Below are 21,659 nucleotides of genomic sequence, written 5' to 3'. Positions count from 1 at the left end.
CTACGCTTTACAGCGTAAATGGGTAAATTAGCGACCAAATTGACCAAAGCAGGTCATTTGATGGAACCATCCTGGAAAGCGCCTGTTTAATTAGCCAAACGATTTTAGATTTATGAATAACCCATTATTGGCAGATTTCGCCACTCCTTTCGATACAGCTCCTTTTGATCAAATCACACCTAGCCATTATCTTCCAGCTATAAAATCGGCCATCACTGAAGCCAAAGCAGATATTGTAACTATTAAAGCAGAATCACTTCCTACTTTTGAGAATACGATTGAAGCACTCGATGGAGCTGGCAAAAGACTTGGCATCATAGCAGGGATATTTTTCAACCTTAATTCCGCCGAGACTAATGAAGAAATCCAATCGTTAGCTCGAGAGATATCTCCGCTCTTAACTGAGCATGGCAACGACATACTTCTGGATCAAGATCTTTTCCAAAGAGTTTCACAGGTTTTTGATCAAAAAGACCAGCTGAAACTGACTGCTGAGCAAACAACTTTACTAGAGAAAACCTACAAGTCTTTCGTAAGAAACGGAGCGAAACTTGAAGGTGACAAAGCGGATCAACTCAGAAAAATTGATCAGGAATTAGCACAAGTATCCTTGAAATTTGGAGAGAACGTATTGGCTGAAACCAACAAGTATGTCCATTTCGTGGATCAGGAATCTGATTTAGAAGGACTTCCTGAAGGAATAAAAGAAGCTGCAGCGCAAATCGCTGAAGAAAAAGAGCAACCTGGAAAGTGGGCCTTTACCCTAGACTATCCTAGCTATATCCCCGCGATGACCTATGCGAAAAACAGGGAATTGCGCGAGACACTATTCATGGCTAGCGGCACTAAATGCGCTAAGGGCGATGAACTTGATAATCAGGAAATCATCAAGCAAATCCTAAAACTACGTCACGACCGAGCAGTATTATTAGGCTACAAAAGCCACGCAGATTTTGTATTGGAAGAGCGAATGGCCAAAAGTCCAAGTCAGGTTATTTCCTTTTTAGATTCTCTGCTCGAGAAAGCCAAGCCAAAAGGAATGGCTGAAATGAAAGAATTAGAAGCTTTTGCCAACCAACTAGATGGAATAGAAGGTTTGAAAAAATGGGATTTTGCCTATTACTCAGAGCTTTTGAAAAAGGAAAAATATGCGCTTGACGACGAGCTGCTGAGACCCTATTTCCAACTGGAGAAAGTAATTGATGGAGTATTCCAAACTGCCGAAAAGCTCTTTGGAATCACCTTTTCTCCCGCAGCAGACATTCCTGTTTATCATAAAGATGTAACTGCCTACGAAGTCAAAGACAAAGACGGAAATTACCTCTCAGTATTCTATGCTGACTTTTTCCCACGTCCAGGCAAACGGAATGGAGCTTGGATGACAAGCTATAAAGGCCAAAGTGTAAAAGAAGGTGAAGATATCCGCCCGCATGTTTCTATCGTGTGCAATTTCACCAAACCTACAAAGTCAAAACCTAGTCTTTTAACCTTCAATGAAGTCACTACTCTTTTCCATGAGTTTGGTCATGCACTTCATGGCATGATGGCCAAAGGGACTTACGAGTCACTTTCAGGCACAAGTGTCTTTTGGGACTTTGTAGAACTTCCTTCACAGATCTTTGAAAACTGGTGCTACGAAAAAGAATGCTTAGATCTCTTTGCGAGGCACTATGAAACGGGAGAGAAAATTCCTGAAGAGCTAATCGAGAAGATCAAAAAGGCTTCAAATTTCCAGCAAGGTTATCAGACAGTAAGGCAAATCAGCTTTGGCCTGTTGGACATGGCGTATCATAGCCAAGACCCAACTACGATTTCGAGCATTTTTGAATTTGAAGAAGAAATAATGAAGCCTACCGATCTACTTCCTAAAGTATCGGGAACCTTGATGAGTACCTCGTTTTCGCATATTTTCCAAGGAGGCTATTCCTCTGGCTATTACAGCTACAAATGGGCGGAAGTATTGGATGCAGATGCCTTCGAACTTTTTCAGGAAAAAGGAGTTTTCGATAAAGCTACTGCGGATTCATTTGTAAAAAACATACTGTCTGCAGGCGGAAGTGAGCATCCAGAGAAGCTATACAAGCGATTCCGGGGTAGAGAACCTAAGCAAGACGCCTTGCTGAAGCGAGCTGGCTTGATTACAGAATAATTTGCTTTCTTTACTTTAAATCTGTCTTGTAAAGATGCATTTACATCCTAACACAACTCCTTAATGAAAAACCAAGGTTTGAAACTACCTGCCTATTTACAGGCTCTCGCTGTAATGATATTCATTATCGTGTTGGTGTTTTTTCTGATTGTAGGAAAGCGCCTTCTTGTGCCCCTATTTATGGGCGGGTTTTTCGCGATTTTGCTTACCCCTCTATCCATGTGGCTGGAATCAAAGAAAGTCCCGCGAATATTATCTTGTGTCATTTCTCTTCTTGTCATGACAGCTCTTGTAGGAGGGCTTTTGACTTTTATTATTGGAAATGTGGCAAATTTCACGAAGGATTTCGATGACGTTTCCGGAAGACTAACTGAATATGCAGAAGATGTGGATCAATGGTCAATGGATACCTTTTCCTACAATACTGCTTTAAGTGAGAAAGCCAATACTGATTACTTAAAAAACCTATTGACTAAAAACAGCTCAAGTATTGGAGACTTCGCGCTTAAAACTGTAGGCTCACTGACGGGATTGGTTTTGATTCCAGTATTTATGTTTTTCTTTCTCTTGTATAGAAATCACCTTACCAATGTGATTATTCATATCTACAAGGACAAGGATCCGGAGCTAGTGAAAATACGAATAGTAAGTCTCCGAAAGGTGATTCTAAACTACATCGTAGGTGTGGTAAAAGTGATGGGTATCCTCGCCATTCTGAATATTACTGCATTCTCCTTACTTGGAATAAAGCACGCGGTGTTTTTCGGTACACTTGGAGCAATGTTAAATATCATTCCTTATGTAGGCCCGTTTTTCGGAGCTATGCTACCAATGATCTATTCATTTCTCACCAAGGACAGTTTATTCTATCCTGCAGGTGTTCTTGTTAGTTACCAAATTATCCAGATGATTGAAGGAAACTTCCTTACGCCGAAAATCGTCGGAGGAAATGTAAACCTGAATGCATTTATCACATTTCTTGGTTTAATAGTCGGAGGTACTATCTGGGGAGTGGCTGGGATGATTTTAATCATTCCTATGATGGCTATTCTAAGGGAAATATTCGATCTAAGTGATGCTACCAAGCCGTTTGCCTTGTTGCTTGGAGAAGAAAAAGAAGAGGAAAAAATAATTGCAAAGACAGAAGAATCTGAAGAAGTAAATGAAAAGGAGAACGATTAAAACACTTTTGGCACTACTTATCATCGGAACAGCATTTGCCTGTGATTCCGATGAAAATAAGAAAGGGAGATTCCTTCTAAAAGGGAATGAAAAGATGGAAGAAAATGACCCCAAAAGTGCGATGGGATTCTATGGTGAGGCTCTTGAAATGGATTCCACTTACTCCGATGCTTACTACAATAAAGCACTCGCTCATTTACAGCTAAATCAACTGATGGAGAGCATACAAGATCTCAGTCTAGCGATCAAATACAATCCAGACTATTACGATGCTATTTTCCAAAGAGGCTTAAGTTATCTTGACAACGGAGAGTTTTACAATGCCAGAGAGGATGCTCAAAAGCTCGTGCAACTCGATGATCAAAACTGGAAAAGTCACTTCCTGACGGGATTGGTTGAAGAAAAACTAAAGAATTTTCCTGAAGCAATAACGGCTTTCAAAAAGGCTTCTGAGATTAACCCGGAAAACTCTGACTTGCTAGTAAACCAAGCAACCATACACTTCTATCAGAAGGATTATGAAGCTGCAAAAAAGATTTTAACTGAAGCGATGATTGTCAATCCTTTGGAACCAAATCTTCACAACCTACGCTCTATGATCTATTTTGATGAGCACAATTATTCTGAAGCATTAGACGCAGTGGAGAAGGCGATTTCACTTGATAAGAGCCAAGCTTACTATTATAACAATAAAGGCTTGTATCTGCTTTTTCTAGATCAAAAGGAAGAAGGCCTTGACCTGATCAATCAAAGTATTCAGATGAATGCAAACAATCCTTTTGCGCTAAGAAATAAGGGGATTTACTATGTAATGCAAGGAGACAAAACTTCTGCCTTGCAATATTTGGTAGAGTTGAATCAGAACTATCCTGATATGGACTTGGTCAAAGAATACTTGGAGAAGGCTCAGGCACTCTGATTTCGGTGTAAAATCACTTCGCGAATAATTTTTTGTAATTCAGAAGCATCTATAGGTTTCGCTACATATCCGTCAAAGTCGCATTCCTCTATTCTATCTTTGATTTCAAGTTTTGCAGCTGCAGTAAGGGCTATTACAGGCGATTCTGAGATTTTCTTGATAGCCTTAGTCGCATCAAAACCATCCATTTCGGGCATTTGAATATCCATCAGGATACAATCAAAAGTTGATCGTTTTGCTGCATCAACAGCCTCTACCCCATTCCTAACTCGCTCGTAAGTGAAACCCCACTTATTAATGATCTTACCCAATACCAAGGCATTCACATCATTATCCTCTGCCATCAGTAGATGTAGTGAAGCGCTATCATTTGAATAATTGGTGTGGTGGGAAGACTTTTTCTCTTGCTCTTCAGCGATCTCAAACTCCAATGCAAAAAAGAATTTACTTCCTTCATTTACTACGGATTGAAGTGATATTTCTCCTCCCATCAGATTCAATAGCTTTCTTGTGATAGAAAGTCCTAGGCCTGTTCCACCATACTTTGTATTAAAGGTTGGTCTTACCTGATCAAAATCACCAAAAATCTTCTCCTGATGCTCAGGTGCGATACCTATACCATTGTCACTCACTTCAAAATATACTTTGGCTTTGTCATTGGTACTTTCGACCAAATTCACAATTACTTTTACCTCACCTTCATTAGTAAACTTGAGTGCATTGGTAATTAGATTATTAAGTATCTGAGACAGACGGGTCTTGTCTCCACAAATAGTAATATCCAGTTCCTCCGAAATTGAAACTTCAAGTCTATTTTTGCTATCCCTTGCATGAAATGATAAGCCTTTGATAATCTGGCTAACAAAAGAGCTTAGATGGAAAGGTGCCTTTTCAATAGTTAATTTACCTGCTTCAATCTTTTGAAAGTCTAGTAAATCATTGATCATAATAATCAGATTATCTACTGCAAAATTAATAGTATCCAACTCAGACTTTTGCTGTAGCTGAGGATGATCATGCATCAGAGAATACGTCGAACCAGAAATAGCATTCAGTGGCGTACGTAGCTCATGGCTGATCATAGAGAGGAAATCCGACTTAATTTTATTCGCCTTTTCTGCAGCCTTCTTAGATTCGTTCAGCTTGGCTTCAAAGATTTTCTGCTGACTTATATCGGTCAAATAACCATACCAAACCATGTCTCCATTTGCAAGTGCCTCTGGTCTTGCTGCTCCAAGAATCCACCTGTATTCCTCAGAATTTGGATCTGTTTTTACGCGGAATTGACATTGCCAAGGCTCTACTTTCTTAGCCGAGGCGATAGAACTCATAATTACCTGCGGCAAATCCATTGGGTGAACTCGAGAGATTGCAATAGAAATGTCTGTGAAATTCTCAATTTCCTCAGGCTTCAATCCTAATACTTGTGCAATTCCTTTAGAAAGAAAAGAAAAGCTCATTTTTCCTTCATCATCCAAAACAAGTTGATATAACCCGCCAGGGACCTGCTCTGCAAGATTCATTAGGAAATTACTACTATCTTCTAAATCCTTCTCCAGCGTAACTTTCTCAGAGATATTTTGGAATGAAAGCAATACATACCGTAAGCCATCTACCGAAAGTTGCTTGGAGGCAATTTCTAACGAAAGTTGATTTCCAGATGAATAAGTAAGTATTGCTGAAAATTGTTGCCTATCAGATCCGGAAACAGCGGGGCTAATCCAATTTTTCCATTGCTGAGGCTCATCAAATAAGCCCTCAAGTTCGCTAAGATGATTTAATACTGAATCTTGCTTGTAGCCGAATAGATTAACTGCCTCCGTATTGATATGGAAAATCCCTCCATCTGGCTTCACTATCACTTGTGCATTGGGAGATTCAACTATAAACTGTTCAAACTCTTTCTTGGTAGGAAGTCCTTTTGTTCTGACTTTTTTGCCCTTGTAAAATAAAAAATGATTTGTTGAGCTATCCTGTGGTAGTTCTATGAGAAAGTCAAACTCATTTCCCTCATACTTCAATTTCAATTCCTGCTTGAAAATAAAACTGCTGATATCCAATCCTAGTCCTACTAGGCTTCTATCAACTAGGCTTGTACCAATCTGATCTTCAAAGGATTTGTTGGTATAAAAGATAGGATATGGAAAGGAATCATCTGCAAGGAACACCATCTCTGATGACTCGAAAATTAATTTCTTAAAAGTACTGTTGATTCCTGTCTCTTGCATCAAATTAGGGCTTGCGGTGACTGGTCTTTGATCTTGATAAAATCATAAAATCAATGAAACAATCACATATAGCACAAACATACACCAATTTGTATTTCATAACAATTATTATGGCTTATAAATACATTTATTTGACGAAAAATTAAATATCCTTGCTATTCATGCGTTGAAGGCCTATCTGTTTTTCTAAAAATATTACATTTTAATTTTTCTACTCAGCATGACTTTATTGCTTTCCGCTAACTACGCATCACTTAGCTCATTTCATTGACCCATCTAAAGCCTTACAACCTAAACCTTCCTTCAATATAATTAAAGCACTTCAATCTTCAGACTTCCAAACACCAGTAGTAAATATTGATCATACTAGTAGCTCTCATGCCATCACCCAATCGAACCGCGAGAATTGCATCAAGGTATATTCGGGAATCAAGCTGTTCTTGGCTTGGGCTAGAGTTTTAGACAGGATATTCATAATACCAAAGTGAATTTGCATTTAATTCTTCGCCAGTAAGAACGATTTTAATTTGTGTGGATTCTCATAGACAAGTTGCCCAGTGATCACTTTTCATATTAAGCCTGCTTCATAATCATTCGAGCTCCATGAACAATTAATTCAAATCATAAAAAAAACCGAGCCTCTCAGCCCGGTTTCATTTTCATATCGCTAAAGCAGTGATCGATTATTTTCCAACTACCTTGATCAGCATGCCTTTATTAAGCTGATCTGTCAAGTGCATACCATTCAGAAGAGAAAGCTCTTCATATCGCTCCGTTGGCATTCCATAATACTTAAATGCTGCCTCTAAGGACATAGAATTTGGAATGGTTTTGATCTTTATAATGTCAGGTTTACGATTTAGCTTTTCCGAATCTCGCAATTCCTGAAAGTCTCTGATCGTGTTTGAAAAAATTGATTGATACGAGTTAAAATTAGCAGCATCTGTCACTCCCATCAGGCTGTAGATATTTCCTTCAAACTGAATAAGGGAAGAAAGAACACGGATGGTAGCACCTTGCTCCTGCACCTGATCAGCAACCATGACTATAGCTGGCATTCTGTTGATGGTCTCCTTCTTGGATTCTACTAAAGTCAATTTATACTGCTCCAAAACTGCATTCGCGGCTTCCTCCAAGCTAGCTCCCGGAGCTAAGGTGAGGATCATGACTGCATCTCCAGCCTTTGGTGCCATTTGAAACTGCTGTGGTGTATTTTGGTGACTCCAGGCTGTAGGGATTGGAAATTGGATTTTGAGTACAGGATGGTAAAAGGTGCTGTTCTCCACAAATCCTTGCTTTGGATCCGCTCCTACTATAAGTCCGTCTATTTTCCTCAGGTAACTATCTCGGTTTACTGCAAATTCAGTCATTTTAGATTTTCGCTGCCATTCCAACGCTAGGTTTTCGACAGTAGCATTTCTTTCTTCAGGAGAAGGGTGAGTCGAGAGAAACGGTGGAATTTCATCTGCTCCACTATTAGTCTGCTGCCTTTCCAGCGTTTCGAAAAAGTCTGCCATCTCAGTGGCATCATACCCGATTTGGGAAGAATAATCCACACCTAGCTCATCCGACTGTCGCTCCGCATCTCTACCAAATTTCAGTAATGCCAACTGCATTCCCTGGGAAAGCGGATCTACAAATTGGCCTAGCTCTGGGACTAAAATGATCCCTGCAATAAGGCCTAGCTGTCCAAGAAGCTGATTACGCTGCTGTATCACTGAGTGCCTAGCGGTGACGTGCCCAATCTCGTGACCTAACACCCCCGCAAACTCTGCTTCATTGTTGAAATGCGCCATGATCCCACGGGTAAAATAGACAAACCCACCAGGCACCGCAAAGGCATTAATCACAGGTGAATCCACAATTTTGAACTCATAGGCCAATTTTGGGCGATGGGAGATTGCCGCCATTTCATTTCCCTTCGTAGTGATAAATTCTTGGAGTTCTGGATCTTCATAAAGACCAAAAAAGGCGATAATTTCAGGATCCGACTGCTGCCCCATGGCAACTTCCTGAGCTTCAGACATTAAAACAAGTTGCTTTTTTCCTGTGACAGGATTGATTGCACAGGAACTTAAACCCAAGAGTATAAATGCTGAACAGAGGCTGAGGTAATTGTTGAAAGTTCTCATATGATGATAAGTTTGGCGGCTATAATTTAATGAGATATGGAAAATTTCATTCCAATTAATTTTGGAAAGGAAAATAGTTTCTAGTCACTATTGAATAGATGTTTTATAGATGCCATTCAACGAATTAAATCAAGGCGAATCTCTCTGTATAGATAATCAAAAAAGCAATTGTTAGGATATTGCTGAAAATCGAAAAGTAGAATTAAAAAATTAATGAAAGTATTTAAAAAGGCACTTCACATAAAAAAACCGACTTAGAAATTAAGTCGGTTTTTTTATGTGAATATGAATCTCTATTTCCCTTCTGGTTTGTAGATTGCTCCCGTGGCAAAATCAACAACGGCTCCAGGCCAAAATAAAATAATATCAGCGATAAGTGCCCCCACTCTAACATCACGCTGAGGTTCGCCAGCCATAGGCTTTGTTTTCTGGTATTGGGAAACCTTCCCGCCGAATACTGTAGCACAACTTGACATACAAAGGACAAGCACGGCAATTACAAAAATGTTACTTAGTTTTTTCATCTTCTGATTTGGTTTGGATTAGATATGTATTAGAAATATGATCATGGAGACCTTTGCCAGTAATAATATATGAAACAAAATATAGTGGAATCATCCTTCCAATCGTCCGCAGCAAAACTTGCCAAATACTAGGACTTTGGCCTGATTTGCAATCCGCTACTTGAAATCGAGTCAGGTATTTTCCCGGAGTCTTACCTAGAAAAAATTCGAAAAGAAAATAATTTACAAAATAAAAGGCTAAGAGAATGGGCTTTAATAATTCAATTGAGATTAAACCATTATTCAGTATTAATAAGCCTAAAGCAAATAAAAAATAGACCAATGTGTCTATAATAAAGTGAATAACCCTAACTCCTGAACTCATTCTTAAATCTATTAGACACGAGTTTAGTTATAATTCTGATCAAATAAAACTATAAAATTATTTTAAATTTCAACTAGCTGAAAATTAACTGAATAATTAATATAATTTGAGATCTTTTAAATAAAATAACTTAATAAATTGCTTCGATGACAAGACTTTAAACTTGATATATTTCAAAATCACTTATACCTTTTTTACTACCCTTCGCTTTTAAAAACCAAAAAAAAACCGAGCCTCTCAGCTCGGTTTTTACTTTTATATCAATTTGGAATTAATCGACCAAAGACACCGTGACAGCATCACCCTCTTTAGTCACTTTAGCAACTCCTTTGCCTGTCAAGCCTTTTATCGCTGCATCCCATTTCTTTCCGCTTAGTCCAGCCTTTCCTTTTAGGTCTGCCAATCCAACAGGAGATTCTGCCTTCAGCAATTCGAAGATGCCTTTTTCCTCCTCAGTCATTTCCACCTGCTTTTTCTCAGGTCTCATCTGCGGGAAGAATAGCACTTCCTGTATGGTGGTATTATTTGTAAGTAACATAGTCAGACGGTCGATACCGATACCCAAACCTGACGTAGGAGGCATACCGTACTCCAAGGCACGAAGGAAATCCTCATCCATCGCCATCGCTTCGTCATCACCTCTTTCTGCCAGCTTCAACTGATCTTCGAAGCGCTCACGCTGATCGATTGGGTCGTTTAGCTCGGTGTAAGCATTTGCGATCTCCTTACCATTCACGAACAGCTCAAACCGCTCCACCAAGCCTGGCTCAGTTCTATGCTTTTTCGCCAAAGGCGTCATCTCAATAGGATAGTCTGTGATGTAAGTTGGCTGGATCAAGTTGGCCTCTACCTTCTCACCGAAGATCTCATCCACCAATTTACCTTTACCCATAGTCGCATCGGTGTCTATGCCCATCTCTGCGCAAACCTTACGAAGGCCTTCCTCATCCATCTTGCTCACGTCGATACCAGCATATTCCTTGATGGAATCGTACATGGTCAATCTTCTGTATGGACCAGCAAATTCAATCTCATTTTTGCCTACAGTAAGTTTGGTTTTGCCATGAATCTGTTCAGTCACCTGCTCGATCAGTTCTTCCACCATTTCCATCATCCAGATGTAATCCTTGTAGGCTACATAGATTTCCATAGAAGTGAATTCAGGATTGTGCGTACGGTCCATGCCCTCGTTACGGAACATTTTACCAAATTCATATACCCCATCAAATCCACCTACGATCAATCTTTTCAGATACAACTCATTCGCAATTCTCAGGAAAAGCGGCATATCCAAGGTATTGTGATGTGTATCAAATGGACGGGCAGCAGCTCCACCATGCACAGCCTGTAGAATTGGAGTCTCCACTTCCAGCCATCCGTGATCGTCAAAATAGCGACGCATCTGAGTGATGATTCTGGAACGAGTGATAAAGGTCTTCTTCACCTCAGGGTTCACTGTCAAATCCACATAGCGCTGACGGTAACGCATCTCAGGATCTGTAAATCCATCGTGTACATTTCCGTCCTCGTCCCTTTTCACCACAGGAAGTGGCTTCACAGATTTGGAAAGCACCGTCAACTCAGTCACATGAAGCGAAATCTCTCCTGTCTGAGTAGTAAAAATATACCCTTTCAAGCCTAGGAAATCACCTATTCCTAATAGCTTTTTGAATACTGTATTGTATAAAACTTTGTCTTCGCCTTCGCAGATATCATCGCGACGCACATAGAATTGTAGACGGCCTGTAGCATCCTGGATTTCTCCAAAGGAAGCCGAACCCATAATTCTACGACTCATCAGGCGACCAGCGATCGAAATACTCTTGTAGTCATTCTTTCGATTTTCATAGTTCCGATGAATATCCTCCGATGTGACATTGATCGGGAATGCCTCAGCTGGATAAGGGTTGATCCCAAGCTTCATCAATTCTTCCCGGTCTTTCCGACGTTCAATTTCCTGTTCGCTTAAAAGTTGCATTCTATATAATTTGAAATTTATAATTCCTTTTTTTATTTTTTGGTGTCCGATGTCCGATGCTTGTCGCATTCCTTCAACCTTTCACCTTTCTACCTCACACTATTTACTTCTATTCAATCTTCTGGGCTTCGACTCCGCAGCCAATGAAGAATTATGATTTTCACAGCAAACCTTGTCAGTCCGAGCGGAGTCGAGGACAATAATTTTATTTACCTTAAAGAGGCTTCGACTTCGCTCAGCCCGACACCATCATTGCCCTTATTTAATTTATCTTACCCAGTCTGACAACACTTTAGATACTGGACCTAATAGTAATTGCGACTGATCACTGAGACTGACCTCTGATCACTTACTCTTCTTCCGTCTTTTTATCTCCTTCTTAATCAAGGAAAACTCCCGACTGCTTTGCCCCGCAATACTGGAATTCTCAGAAGCTCTTCTGATCAGATAAGGCATTACCTTTTCTACTGGCCCATAAGGCACATATTTCAATACTTTATATCCAGCGTCAGCCAGATTAAAAGAGATATTATCACTCATTCCAAGGAGCTGCGCAAAGTATACACGGTCAGAATCCTTAGCTATGCCTTGCTTCTCCATAAGATCCACAACAAGGTAATTACTTTCTTCATTGTGAGAACCCGAGACTAAGTAAACTCCATTCTCTATGCAAAACTGAACACCGAGATTGTAATCCTGATCCGTTGCAGCTTTGTTTGGCTGAATAGGACTGGGATAGCCCAGTTCCTTCGCACGATCAGCCTCTTTCTCCATGTATGCACCACGAACCAATTTCGCTCCTAAGAGAAAACCTCGTTCCTTAGATAGCTTAAGAGCTTCTTTCAGTCTGCTCAGCATATCGTGTCGATACATTTGATAGGTATTGTACACGATGCAGGTCTCTCGGTTATACTTCTCCATAGCCTCGTAAGCCAAGTTATCGATAACATCCTGAAACCAAGACTCCTCTGCATCTACTAATATTTTTATCCCTTTCTGAAAAGCCGCATTGCACAATTGATCAACTCGGTTTTTCATTCTTTCGAAAGCAAGACTTTCATCATTCGAAAGAGATTCTCCCGCCTGCACTTTCATCATTATATGGTAATCTCCAAGTCCTGTCACTTTGAAAACTGCAAAGGGCAAGGATGATTGATTCTCTGCTTTCTCAATAGTTTTCAGAATCTCCGCACATGTCTGATCATAGCTTGCTTCATCCCCTTTTCCTTCTACAGAATAATCAAGGGTAGATTTCACACCAAATCTTGCCAAATCTTGGGCAGCTGTTGTGCTTTCTGCAATTGTCTCACCACCGCAGAAATGTCCAAACATCGTTTGCTTCATAATTCCTTTGATAGGCAAATGAAGAGCAAAACCGATTTTGGTCATTGCAATCCCTAGCTCGGAGACAAACTTGTTGTTCAACATGGCAAAAACTCGGTACATATTCCTAAGTTCTGCATCACTTTTTGAGGCAAAGGCAACCTTTAAATTCTCAAAAGAAATATTGGGTCTGGAGGGCATAGTCCTGAAATAAAGCTGCAAAGATATTAAAAAAACTCCTTTCGCTTTCCTTTTGTTCGGATAAATGACATGAGGAATAGCCCCCTGAAACAGGCGGAAGTTAGGGTTTTGAAGAGGGATACTCTATCTCTCTTTTTGGTCTCCCGTCTTCTTTCTTCTATTTGTTCAATAGAAATATCCTTTCTCCTTACCTGCCTCTACCCTTTTTAAATTATTCGAAAAAAAATTCTAAGGGCTTTCTGAAACATATTCAAATGAAAATCAAAATATAATTCTGAATGCAGCTATAATTTTATCAAGATTTACGAATTTTCAATGAATTGCCTGAATTGGTGATGATTAAATAATGTAATGGATGTAAAATTAATTTTGTTTTTAAAAATCACCACTTTACATTTGACACATGATTAACACAGCAGCGACATATTTTAGCTTCTTTTACTTTTACTTTCGAAGACAAAATCGAATCGGAGTTGTGTATTGCCTAGCCAAAAACTAAAAAGAAAATATAACACATAAAGCCCGATTCGAAAGAGTCGGGCTTTTTTTATTTAAAGCTCAGTAATTATGAAAGAACACAAGCAAATCAAGGACTGGGGTCTAGGACTCACAGGACCAACCATCATCGCAGGCCCTTGCTCTGCAGAGTCTCCAGAGCAGATCGAGCAGATCTGTATCGAGATGAAGGAAAACAACGTCATCCCTTCTATGTTCCGTGCCGGAATCTGGAAGCCAAGAACTAGACCGGGAAGCTTCGAAGGTATAGGAGAAGAAGGATTGAAGTGGATGGAGATCGTTCGTCATCACTTGAACATCCCTATCACGGTAGAAGTAGGAAATGCAGCTCACGCTGAAATCGCTCTTAGAAACAACGTGGATGTGGTTTGGGTAGGCGCAAGAACTACTGTAAACCCTTTCGCTGTACAGGAAATTGCTGATGCATTGAAAGGCACAGACATCCCAGTGATGGTGAAAAACCCAATGAACCCAGATCTTGATCTATGGATAGGAGCATTGGAAAGATTCCACGCAGTGGGTTTGACTAAATTGGCGGCTATCCACAGAGGTTTCTCTGATGCTTACGACAAGCGATATAGAAACAAACCAAACTGGTCTATGCCTATGCACTTGAAGCGCGTATGGACTGGAATGGAAGTAATCAATGACCCTTCCCACATCGTAGGAAAGAGAGATGGAATCCTTGAGATCTCTCAAAAAGCGATGAACTTCGGACTTGATGGATTGATGATCGAAACACACCACGATCCTGACAATGCATGGTCTGATGCTAAACAGCAGGTAACTCCAGCTCGTTTGAAAGAAATTTTGGATGCGATTGACTTCAAAAAACCATTGGAATCTGAGCAGCCAAGTGAGCGTCTAAACGACTTGAGAAGAGCTGTTGACCACATGGATGATCAATTGCTGGATATTCTTCAGGAAAGATTCGCAGTGATCGACCAGATCGGTGCACATAAGAGAGAGCATCACTTACCCGTATTTCAGTCTGATCGCTGGAAAGATGTAATGGAAAGCCGTACTCAAAAGGGCGTGGCTAAGAATCTTAGCGAGAAATTCATGAAGGAGTTACTTTATTGTATCCATGAGGAGTCAGTAAAGCGTCAAGAGAAGCAGCTTAGAGAAGCTGATTCTGTAAAAAAGTAAATATATAATCACTGAGCTTATTCAAGTCTGAGGGGAAGGTTTCCTCTCCCCTTAGACTTTTTTATTCTAATTTTAGGCTCAGTAAATCCTACTCTTGTGAAGCCTATTATCTTTTCTGAAAATGCATCTGCAGATTTAACCGCTGTGCTCGGCGAGTTGAAATTCTCTAGTCTTTTTATTCTGACAGATGAAAACACAAAAATCCATTGCCTCCCGAGAATTGAAGAACTACTCCCTTCCAACACCACTTTTCTAACCATAGAACCTGGAGAAAAGAATAAAACCATCGCTACCTGCATGCAAATCTGGGCTGCGATGACTGAAGCTCAGCTCGACAGAAAAGCGCTATTCTTAAATATAGGAGGCGGAGTACTCGGAGATATGGGCGGTTTTTGCGCTAGCATTTACAAAAGAGGAATACGCTTTATTAACATGCCTACTACCCTCCTGTCCCAGGTGGATGCAAGTGTAGGCGGGAAATTGGGTGTGGATTTCCAAGGTTTGAAAAACCACCTCGGAGTATTCAATGAACCGGAAACTGTCCTAGTGGCTTCTGAGTTTTTGCAAACGCTCCCACAGCAGGAAATACGATCAGGATATGCAGAGATTATCAAGCATGGATTGATTAAGGACAAGACTTATTTTGAAAGCTTGGATTTTGACAATTGGCAGAACTCCTATTGGTCGCCACTTATTCATCATTCGGTAAGCATCAAAAAAGAAGTAGTCGCTGAAGATCCGAAAGAGGCTGGATTGAGAAAAATCCTAAACTTCGGACATACCATTGGCCATGCATTTGAAACGTATTTTTTGGATGGCCCAAGACACTTACTACATGGAGAAGCTATCGCAGTCGGAATGATTTGCGAAGCTTGGCTCTCACACAAGAAATTAACCCTTTCGATAGCTGAACTTGAAACTATTCAAAGCGCACTTTTGAAAGTCTATGGCAAAATAGAAATCTTCGATACGGACCTTCCTGAAGTGCTGGATTTTTGCCTGCAAGACAAGAAAAACGAAGGGAAAGAACTGATGTTTTCCTTGCTCAATGAGATCGGAGATTGCACGTTCAATATCCCCATCACCCGCGAAGAAATCCGCGAGTCCATTGCCTATTACCAAAACCTTACACATTCCTAATTTCCCAGACTTTGAAAACCGAAACCATGGAAGTTCTTCACCTGGCTCAGAAACCCGACTTTTCCCCAACACATATTCCACTGCCTTCTTCCAAAAGTGAATCCAATCGAGTTTTGATTATCGATGCATTGACGGAAGGAAAAAATCAAATCAGCAATCTGGCCGAAGCTCGTGACACGCAGACGATGATCAGCTTGCTGAAAAAGAATCCGCCTCTTTATGATGTGTTGGATGCAGGTACTACTATGCGTTTTTTGACTGCTTATGCATCGATTACCAATCAAAATAAAATAATGACTGGCACTGCACGTATGTGCGAGCGACCAATCGGGATTTTGGTGGATGCACTGAGAACTGTGGGCGCAGAAATCCATTACTTGGGCGTAGAGGGTTATCCTCCTATGGCTATTCATGGACTTTCTGAGCAGAAAAGCGATAAAGTAAAAATCCGTGGAGACGTTTCCAGTCAATATATTTCTGCCATGCTGATGATCGCTCCTTTGCTGCCAAAAGGTTTGGAAATAGAATTAGAAGGTAAGGTTGGTTCTAGATCTTATATAGAAATGACTTTGGATACGATGTCTCAGTTTGGTATCAAATACAGCTGGGAGGAAAACAAAATCAAGGTTGCAAACCAAGCTTATCAGCCAACAACTTTCGCTGTAGAAAGTGATTGGTCCGGAGCAGGATACTGGTTCAGTTTGCTGGCTTGTGCTGATTCTGGAGAGTTATTTTTGGCAGGATTAAAAGAAAACAGTCTCCAAGGCGATGCCAAAGTGGTGGAAATCATGGCGCAACTTGGGGTAAAGAGCACTTTCCAGAATGGTGGTGTTTTATTGCAAAAGCAGGAAGTGACCGGATTGGAAACTTGGGATTTCACTCATTGTCCAGACCTAGCTCAAACTATCGCGGTGACCTGTGCTATTCTAGGACAGAACGCGACTTTCACCGGTTTGGAAAGTTTGAAAATCAAGGAAACGGATAGAATCTATGCCTTGCAGCAGGAATTGGCGAAGTTCAACGCTGACCTGAAAGAAATCGAACCTGAAGTTTATCAGGTAATCCCTTCGGTGACCATGCCAGCGGATGTGAAGATTCACACCTACGATGATCACAGGATGGCGATGGCGTTTATGCCTTTGCTTACCAAAACCAGAGTGAGCATAGAAGATCCTTCTGTCGTGGACAAATCTTATCCGAGCTTCTGGAAGCATTGCCAACTTGCAGGTATTTCTGTTCTCAACCAAGCTTAGAAATGACACAGCTCAAAATAGCAATCCAAGGAGTTCCTGGATCATTTCACCATCAAGTAGCACTACGCAACTTTGGCGAGGACATAGAAATTCTTGATTTCGACACTTTCCCTTCAGTTGCCAAATCTGTCGCAAATGGTGAGGCTGACTTCGGTATTATGGCAATTGAAAATTCCATTGCAGGAGCTATTTTCCCAAACTATGATCTGATAGATCGTTATGAATTGAGCATTCGTGATGAGTATTATCTTCCCATCGGACATCAATTCATGGCTCTACCTGGTCAAACCATTGAAGATATTACCGAGGTTCGCTCCCATCCCATGGCACTTTTGCAGTGCAAGGCTTTTTTTGCGCAGCATCCTCACATCAAACTCAAAGAAGATACGGACACTGCTTCTGTAGCACGGGATATTGCCGAAGGAAAACTGAAAGGCGTGGCAGCAATTGCTTCAAGTATAGCTGCCGGAATCTATGGAATGGAGATCATTGCTCCCGATATTCAAACGATAAAAAACAATTTCACTCGCTTTATCATTCTTCAAAAAGAGCCTTTAAAACCTTCTACGAGTGTAAATAAAGCTTCTACCAAAGTCACTATTCAAAATCAAAAAGGCGGCCTCGCAAAGCTGCTAACTTTGATCGCTGACAATGAGATAGACCTGAGTAAAATCCAGTCAATCCCTGTGATCGAAAAACCTTGGGAATATGCATTTTTCATAGACTTGGTTTTTGAAGATTACACAGTTTACAAGAACACAATCGAAGAAATCCAACGTAATTTCGGAGACGTAAAAATCATCGGTGAATATATAAGCAGAAAATAATGAAAGGTTTCGCAGATAGAATTTCGACCGTGGAGGAATATTACTTTTCCGCCAAACTCCGTGAAGTCAATCAATTGATTGCCGACGGAAAACCCATTATCAATCTTGGAATTGGCAGCCCAGATCTAGCTCCAGACAAGAAGGTAACTGAAGCATTGAAAAACACCGCCGATAATCAACAATCACATGGATATCAGACTTACATCGGTATCCCGGAATTGCGTGCCTCAATAGCTCATTATTATGCTGAGTCATATGGCGTCAACTTAAATCCTTCCAAAGAAATCCTTCCAATGATGGGTTCAAAGGAAGCGATCATGCATTTGAGCATGACTTTTTTGAATCCTGGCGATCAAGTATTAATCCCAGATCCGGGCTATCCTACTTACGCTTCGGTCACCAAATTAGTCGGTGCAGAAGCCGTTTATTACTCCCTAGATCTAGCGAAAAAAGGCAGACCAAACTTGGAGGAATTGGAAAATTCAGATCTGAGTAAGGTGAAAATCATGTGGATCAATTATCCGCACATGCCTACTGGAGCACCGGGAAGCAGAGAGATTCTTAAAGAACTGGTGGCTTTTGCCCAAAAGCATGACATCATTCTGCTTCACGACAATCCATATAGCCATATCCTGACCAAAGAACCTATCAGTATTTTATCCATTCCTGGTGCAAATGAAGTGGCGATGGAGTTGAATTCGCTCAGCAAAACGTTCAACATGCCTGGCTGGAGAGTTGGGATGTTGCTAGGAAGAGCGGACTGGATTTCAGAAGTATTGAAAGTCAAAAGCAACATGGATTCCGGGATGTTTTTGGGAATTCAAAAAGGTGCAATTGCAGCATTGAATCTCGGTGAGTCTTGGTTTTCTGACTTGGAGCATGTCTATCAAAGTCGCAGAAAACTCGTTTGGAAGCTTGCTGACAAATTAGGCCTTAGCTATTCTACTACTGACTCTGGGCTTTTCGTTTGGTGCAAAGTACCGGATGGAAAAACTGCAGATGAGCTAGTCGATGAGTTATTGTACGAGAAAAACATATTTATCACACCCGGAAAAATCTTTGGTTCACAAGGAGAAGGCTATGTGAGATTTTCACTTTGTATGCCCGAATTCAAGATTTTGGAGGCAATTAATCGAATTAAAATTTAAGCTAGTATGCAAAAGTTACACATTATCGGTTTGGGACTTCTTGGAGGTTCTTTCGGCTTGGCAGCCAAAAACAAATTTGAGAACCTTGTCATCACCGGTTACGATTCCAGTGAGAAAAACCTGCAAGACGCGCTTAACCTTGGAATCATCCAGGAGGCAAAAGAAGCTCCGGATGCAGATACTGATATTGTGATTTTGGCTACTCCGGCAGATACCCTAAGTGATTTGCTTCTAAAAACGCTTGATCAAATTGGCGAAAACACCTTGGTTTTTGACGTGGGTTCTACCAAAGCAAAACTCTGTACACTAGTCGCTGATCACCCAAAGAGAAAGCAATACCTAGCAGCTCACCCTATCGCAGGGACTGAGTATTCGGGACCAAACGCAGCGTTTGCAGGTTTACTTGATAGAAAAGTAACGATCATCTGTGAACTTGAAAAAACAGATCTACAACTCAAGGAAAAGGCTTATGAGCTTTTTGATGCGCTCAATCTGAAACTGAGATTTATGGATGCGGAAGAGCATGATCGTCACTTGGCGTTCGTCTCTCACCTATCTCACATCTCTTCTTTTATGTTGGGAAAAACTGTCTTGCAGAAAATGGAAGATGAGAAAAACATCTTCGACATGGCAGGTTCAGGCTTCTCCTCCACTGTGCGATTAGCGAAATCAAGTCCAGCAATGTGGGCTCCTATATTCACGGAAAATAAGGATAATATCTTGTCTGCTTTGGACGGTTATATTTCGAATCTTTCTGCTTTCCGTGAAAAAATTGCCGCAAGCGATGGACAAGCATTATCCGATGATATGACGGAAATCAATAAGATCAGAGATATTCTGGATTTGGAAAAATAAGTTTATTTCGAATCTTGGATATATGATTTTGGATTTATAGGAGTGCCATTTATAGTAATACAGGTGGCGTTTTATTTTTTCATAGAAATAGATATTAAAGATCTGAAAATCAAATTCATGAACTGTTTTTCAACTTTTACTCGTTAATTCAGTATATTCCTATGGATTTAAAACCATCAAATACGAATAAAATGACACTTCAATATATTCAAGATAAAGAAGGAAAAACTACGGGAGTTATAATTCCAATCAAAGAGTGGCAGTCTCTAAAAGAAAAGTATTCTGAGTTGCAAGAAGAAGTAGAGCCCTCAACTGAATTAATGTCTTGGCAAAAAAAAATCTTAGACGAGCGTATTTCAGAGTATTTCGATGATCCGGAAAATGTAGGCGATTTTGAAAGAACGCTAGACGATATTGAAAAGAGTTTATGAAATTCATTTTTGTAGACAATGCTAAAGTCAATTCTGACATTAAAAAAGCTGTTGCCTACTATAATGACATTAACCCCAAATTAGCCAAGCAATTTTTATCCAGAATACGAGAAGCTAAATCACGCATTTCTCAATCTCCAGAGGCTTTCCAAATAAAGTATAACCAAGTTAGAACGGTTTTATTAAATCAATTTCCCTACCATATTCACTACCTAATTGATTCCTCGAAAAATAGGATAGTAATTCTTGCTATTATTCATTCGCATCAGAATTCTCAAGATTACACGATCAGGTAAGAATAAGTTGTGTATGAATCCGTATTTTCACCCCAATCAAACCTAAACCTAATACCTATGAAGTACTTTTTAAGTATAGCACTCCTCCTTATTTCCCTAGCGGGATTTTCTCAATCCAGTGATCGCTGGACCACAGTAGAAACAGCCAATGAACCTCTTGTTCGGCATGAAAACTCATTTGTCGAATGCGATGGAAAGTTCTATCTACTTGGCGGTAGAGGAATCAAACCGATCGAAGAATATAATCCCAAAACCAATACCTGGAAAACTTTGGCGATGGCACCGATGGAGTTTTCTCATTTCCAAGCCATCTCTTTCAATCATGAAATCTATGTCATCGGAGCATTAACAGGTGGCTATCCGCACGAAACACCTATTGCAAACTTTCTGATTTTCAACCCAAAGACAAATACCTGGAGAGAAGGAGCCGAAATCCCTGAAGATAGAAGAAGAGGTTCAGCAGGGGTATTTACACGTGGAGACAAAATCTACCTTGTTTGTGGGATTGTCGATGGACATTACGCAGACTTCGTGCCTTGGTTTGATGAGTACGACACTAAAACTGGCAAATGGACAGTTCTTCCAGATGCCCCAAGACCTAGAGATCACTTCGGTGCGGTACTAGTCGAAGACAAAGCTTATGTAGCTGGAGGTAGAACTTCCCATGCTGAGATAGGAAAAGTACTGGATTTAGTGATTCCTGAAGTTGATTTCTTTGATTTCAAGACCAATACCTGGAGCACCGTAGAAGCAGGTTTACCGACACCAAGAGGTGGAACTTCTTCGATTTCAAAAGGCCCTTTTTTGGTTGTAATGGATGGCGAAAGCACTGTACAGCAGTCTTCACATGCTGAAGTAGAAGTCCTAGACACGAGAACTGGCAAATGGTCAAGCTTACCGAGTTTGAACCAAGGACGTCATGGAACTGGAGTTATTTATTATAAAGGAAAAATCTATGTGGCAGCTGGAAGTGCTAATCGTGGTGGCGGGCCGGAACTCAATGACATGGAGGTTTTAGAGTGGAAGTAAGGATTTCGGATTTTT

At 40.5% G+C, this 21,659-nt stretch carries 18 protein-coding genes; 12 read left to right on the top strand and 6 right to left on the bottom strand.

What is annotated here, in order from left to right; all coding sequences use genetic code 11:
- The first annotated feature begins 112 nt into the window (after nucleotides 1–112).
- The 3 genes from ESV85_RS09880 (at nucleotide 113) to ESV85_RS09870 (ending at nucleotide 4,250) form a co-directional block, all read left to right on the top strand.
- Nucleotides 113–2,149 (top strand): M3 family metallopeptidase, encoded by a 2,037-nt coding sequence (locus ESV85_RS09880; protein WP_146917055.1) that lies wholly within the window; start codon nucleotides 113–115, stop codon nucleotides 2,147–2,149.
- A gap of 63 nt (nucleotides 2,150–2,212) precedes the next feature.
- Nucleotides 2,213–3,331 (top strand): AI-2E family transporter, encoded by a 1,119-nt coding sequence (locus tag ESV85_RS09875; protein ID WP_146917053.1) that lies wholly within the window; start codon nucleotides 2,213–2,215, stop codon nucleotides 3,329–3,331.
- The gene (locus ESV85_RS09870) at nucleotides 3,312–4,250 is read left to right on the top strand and encodes a tetratricopeptide repeat protein (RefSeq protein ID WP_146917051.1); all 939 of its coding nucleotides are present in this window, start codon (nucleotides 3,312–3,314) and stop codon (nucleotides 4,248–4,250) included. The genes ESV85_RS09875 and ESV85_RS09870 overlap by 20 nt, the downstream gene beginning before the upstream one ends.
- Here the strand turns inward: ESV85_RS09870 and ESV85_RS09865 are convergent.
- From ESV85_RS09865 to ESV85_RS09840, 6 genes are all read right to left on the bottom strand, one after another.
- Nucleotides 4,238–6,478, bottom strand: a complete 2,241-nt coding sequence (locus tag ESV85_RS09865; protein WP_146917050.1) for a PAS domain-containing hybrid sensor histidine kinase/response regulator — start codon at nucleotides 6,476–6,478, stop codon at nucleotides 4,238–4,240. The two genes, ESV85_RS09870 and ESV85_RS09865, sit on opposite strands and share 13 nt — an antisense overlap.
- Before the next feature lie 683 nt (nucleotides 6,479–7,161).
- Nucleotides 7,162–8,610, bottom strand: coding sequence for a M48 family metalloprotease (locus tag ESV85_RS09860; protein ID WP_146917048.1), 1,449 nt, complete (start codon nucleotides 8,608–8,610; stop codon nucleotides 7,162–7,164).
- Between the two features lie 293 nt (nucleotides 8,611–8,903).
- Nucleotides 8,904–9,134: a hypothetical protein gene (locus ESV85_RS09855; RefSeq protein ID WP_223275965.1), complete on the bottom strand. Its 231-nt coding sequence runs from the start codon at nucleotides 9,132–9,134 to the stop codon at nucleotides 8,904–8,906.
- The gene (locus tag ESV85_RS22760) at nucleotides 9,118–9,498 is read right to left on the bottom strand and encodes an RDD family protein (protein ID WP_146917046.1); all 381 of its coding nucleotides are present in this window, start codon (nucleotides 9,496–9,498) and stop codon (nucleotides 9,118–9,120) included. Before ESV85_RS22760 ends, ESV85_RS09855 begins: the two co-directional genes overlap by 17 nt.
- A gap of 271 nt (nucleotides 9,499–9,769) precedes the next feature.
- On the bottom strand, nucleotides 9,770–11,476 hold the full coding sequence (gene lysS, locus ESV85_RS09845; RefSeq protein WP_146917045.1) for a lysine--tRNA ligase: 1,707 nt from the start codon (nucleotides 11,474–11,476) through the stop codon (nucleotides 9,770–9,772).
- A gap of 345 nt (nucleotides 11,477–11,821) precedes the next feature.
- Complete coding sequence (locus ESV85_RS09840) at nucleotides 11,822–13,000, bottom strand: proline dehydrogenase family protein (protein ID WP_146917043.1); 1,179 nt, start codon at nucleotides 12,998–13,000, stop codon at nucleotides 11,822–11,824.
- A gap of 567 nt (nucleotides 13,001–13,567) precedes the next feature.
- Here ESV85_RS09840 and ESV85_RS09835 point away from each other — a divergent pair.
- The 9 genes from ESV85_RS09835 to ESV85_RS09795 all read left to right on the top strand — a co-directional run bounded on the left by ESV85_RS09835 (nucleotide 13,568) and on the right by ESV85_RS09795 (nucleotide 21,644).
- Nucleotides 13,568–14,665, top strand: coding sequence for a chorismate mutase (locus ESV85_RS09835; RefSeq protein ID WP_146917041.1), 1,098 nt, complete (start codon nucleotides 13,568–13,570; stop codon nucleotides 14,663–14,665).
- Nucleotides 14,666–14,761: 96 nt separating this feature from the next.
- The gene (gene aroB, locus ESV85_RS09830) at nucleotides 14,762–15,805 is read left to right on the top strand and encodes a 3-dehydroquinate synthase (protein WP_146917039.1); all 1,044 of its coding nucleotides are present in this window, start codon (nucleotides 14,762–14,764) and stop codon (nucleotides 15,803–15,805) included.
- 26 nt (nucleotides 15,806–15,831) lie between these two features.
- On the top strand, nucleotides 15,832–17,058 hold the full coding sequence (locus ESV85_RS09825) for a 3-phosphoshikimate 1-carboxyvinyltransferase (RefSeq protein WP_146917038.1): 1,227 nt from the start codon (nucleotides 15,832–15,834) through the stop codon (nucleotides 17,056–17,058).
- A gap of 2 nt (nucleotides 17,059–17,060) precedes the next feature.
- Nucleotides 17,061–17,885: a prephenate dehydratase gene (locus tag ESV85_RS09820; RefSeq protein ID WP_146917036.1), complete on the top strand. Its 825-nt coding sequence runs from the start codon at nucleotides 17,061–17,063 to the stop codon at nucleotides 17,883–17,885.
- Nucleotides 17,885–19,033 (top strand): pyridoxal phosphate-dependent aminotransferase, encoded by a 1,149-nt coding sequence (locus ESV85_RS09815; protein WP_146917034.1) that lies wholly within the window; start codon nucleotides 17,885–17,887, stop codon nucleotides 19,031–19,033. The genes ESV85_RS09820 and ESV85_RS09815 overlap by 1 nt, the downstream gene beginning before the upstream one ends.
- Nucleotides 19,034–19,039: 6 nt before the next feature.
- On the top strand, nucleotides 19,040–19,888 hold the full coding sequence (locus tag ESV85_RS09810) for a prephenate dehydrogenase (protein WP_146917032.1): 849 nt from the start codon (nucleotides 19,040–19,042) through the stop codon (nucleotides 19,886–19,888).
- A 161-nt stretch (nucleotides 19,889–20,049) separates the two neighbouring features.
- Entirely contained in the window at nucleotides 20,050–20,319 is a 270-nt protein-coding gene (locus ESV85_RS09805) for a hypothetical protein (protein ID WP_223275964.1), read from the top strand.
- The gene (locus tag ESV85_RS22755; RefSeq protein WP_146917030.1) at nucleotides 20,316–20,615 is read left to right on the top strand and encodes a type II toxin-antitoxin system RelE/ParE family toxin; all 300 of its coding nucleotides are present in this window, start codon (nucleotides 20,316–20,318) and stop codon (nucleotides 20,613–20,615) included. Before ESV85_RS09805 ends, ESV85_RS22755 begins: the two co-directional genes overlap by 4 nt.
- 57 nt (nucleotides 20,616–20,672) lie before the next feature.
- On the top strand, nucleotides 20,673–21,644 hold the full coding sequence (locus ESV85_RS09795) for a Kelch repeat-containing protein (protein WP_146917029.1): 972 nt from the start codon (nucleotides 20,673–20,675) through the stop codon (nucleotides 21,642–21,644).
- Nucleotides 21,645–21,659: the final 15 nt, after the last annotated feature.

It is taken from the genome of Algoriphagus aquimarinus (assembly GCF_007997215.1).
In the GTDB taxonomy this organism is placed as follows: Bacteria; Bacteroidota; Bacteroidia; order Cytophagales; family Cyclobacteriaceae; genus Algoriphagus; species Algoriphagus aquimarinus_A.
The sequence above is the reverse complement of the archived record's forward strand: the minus strand, read 5'-3'. Positions and strand labels throughout refer to the sequence as shown.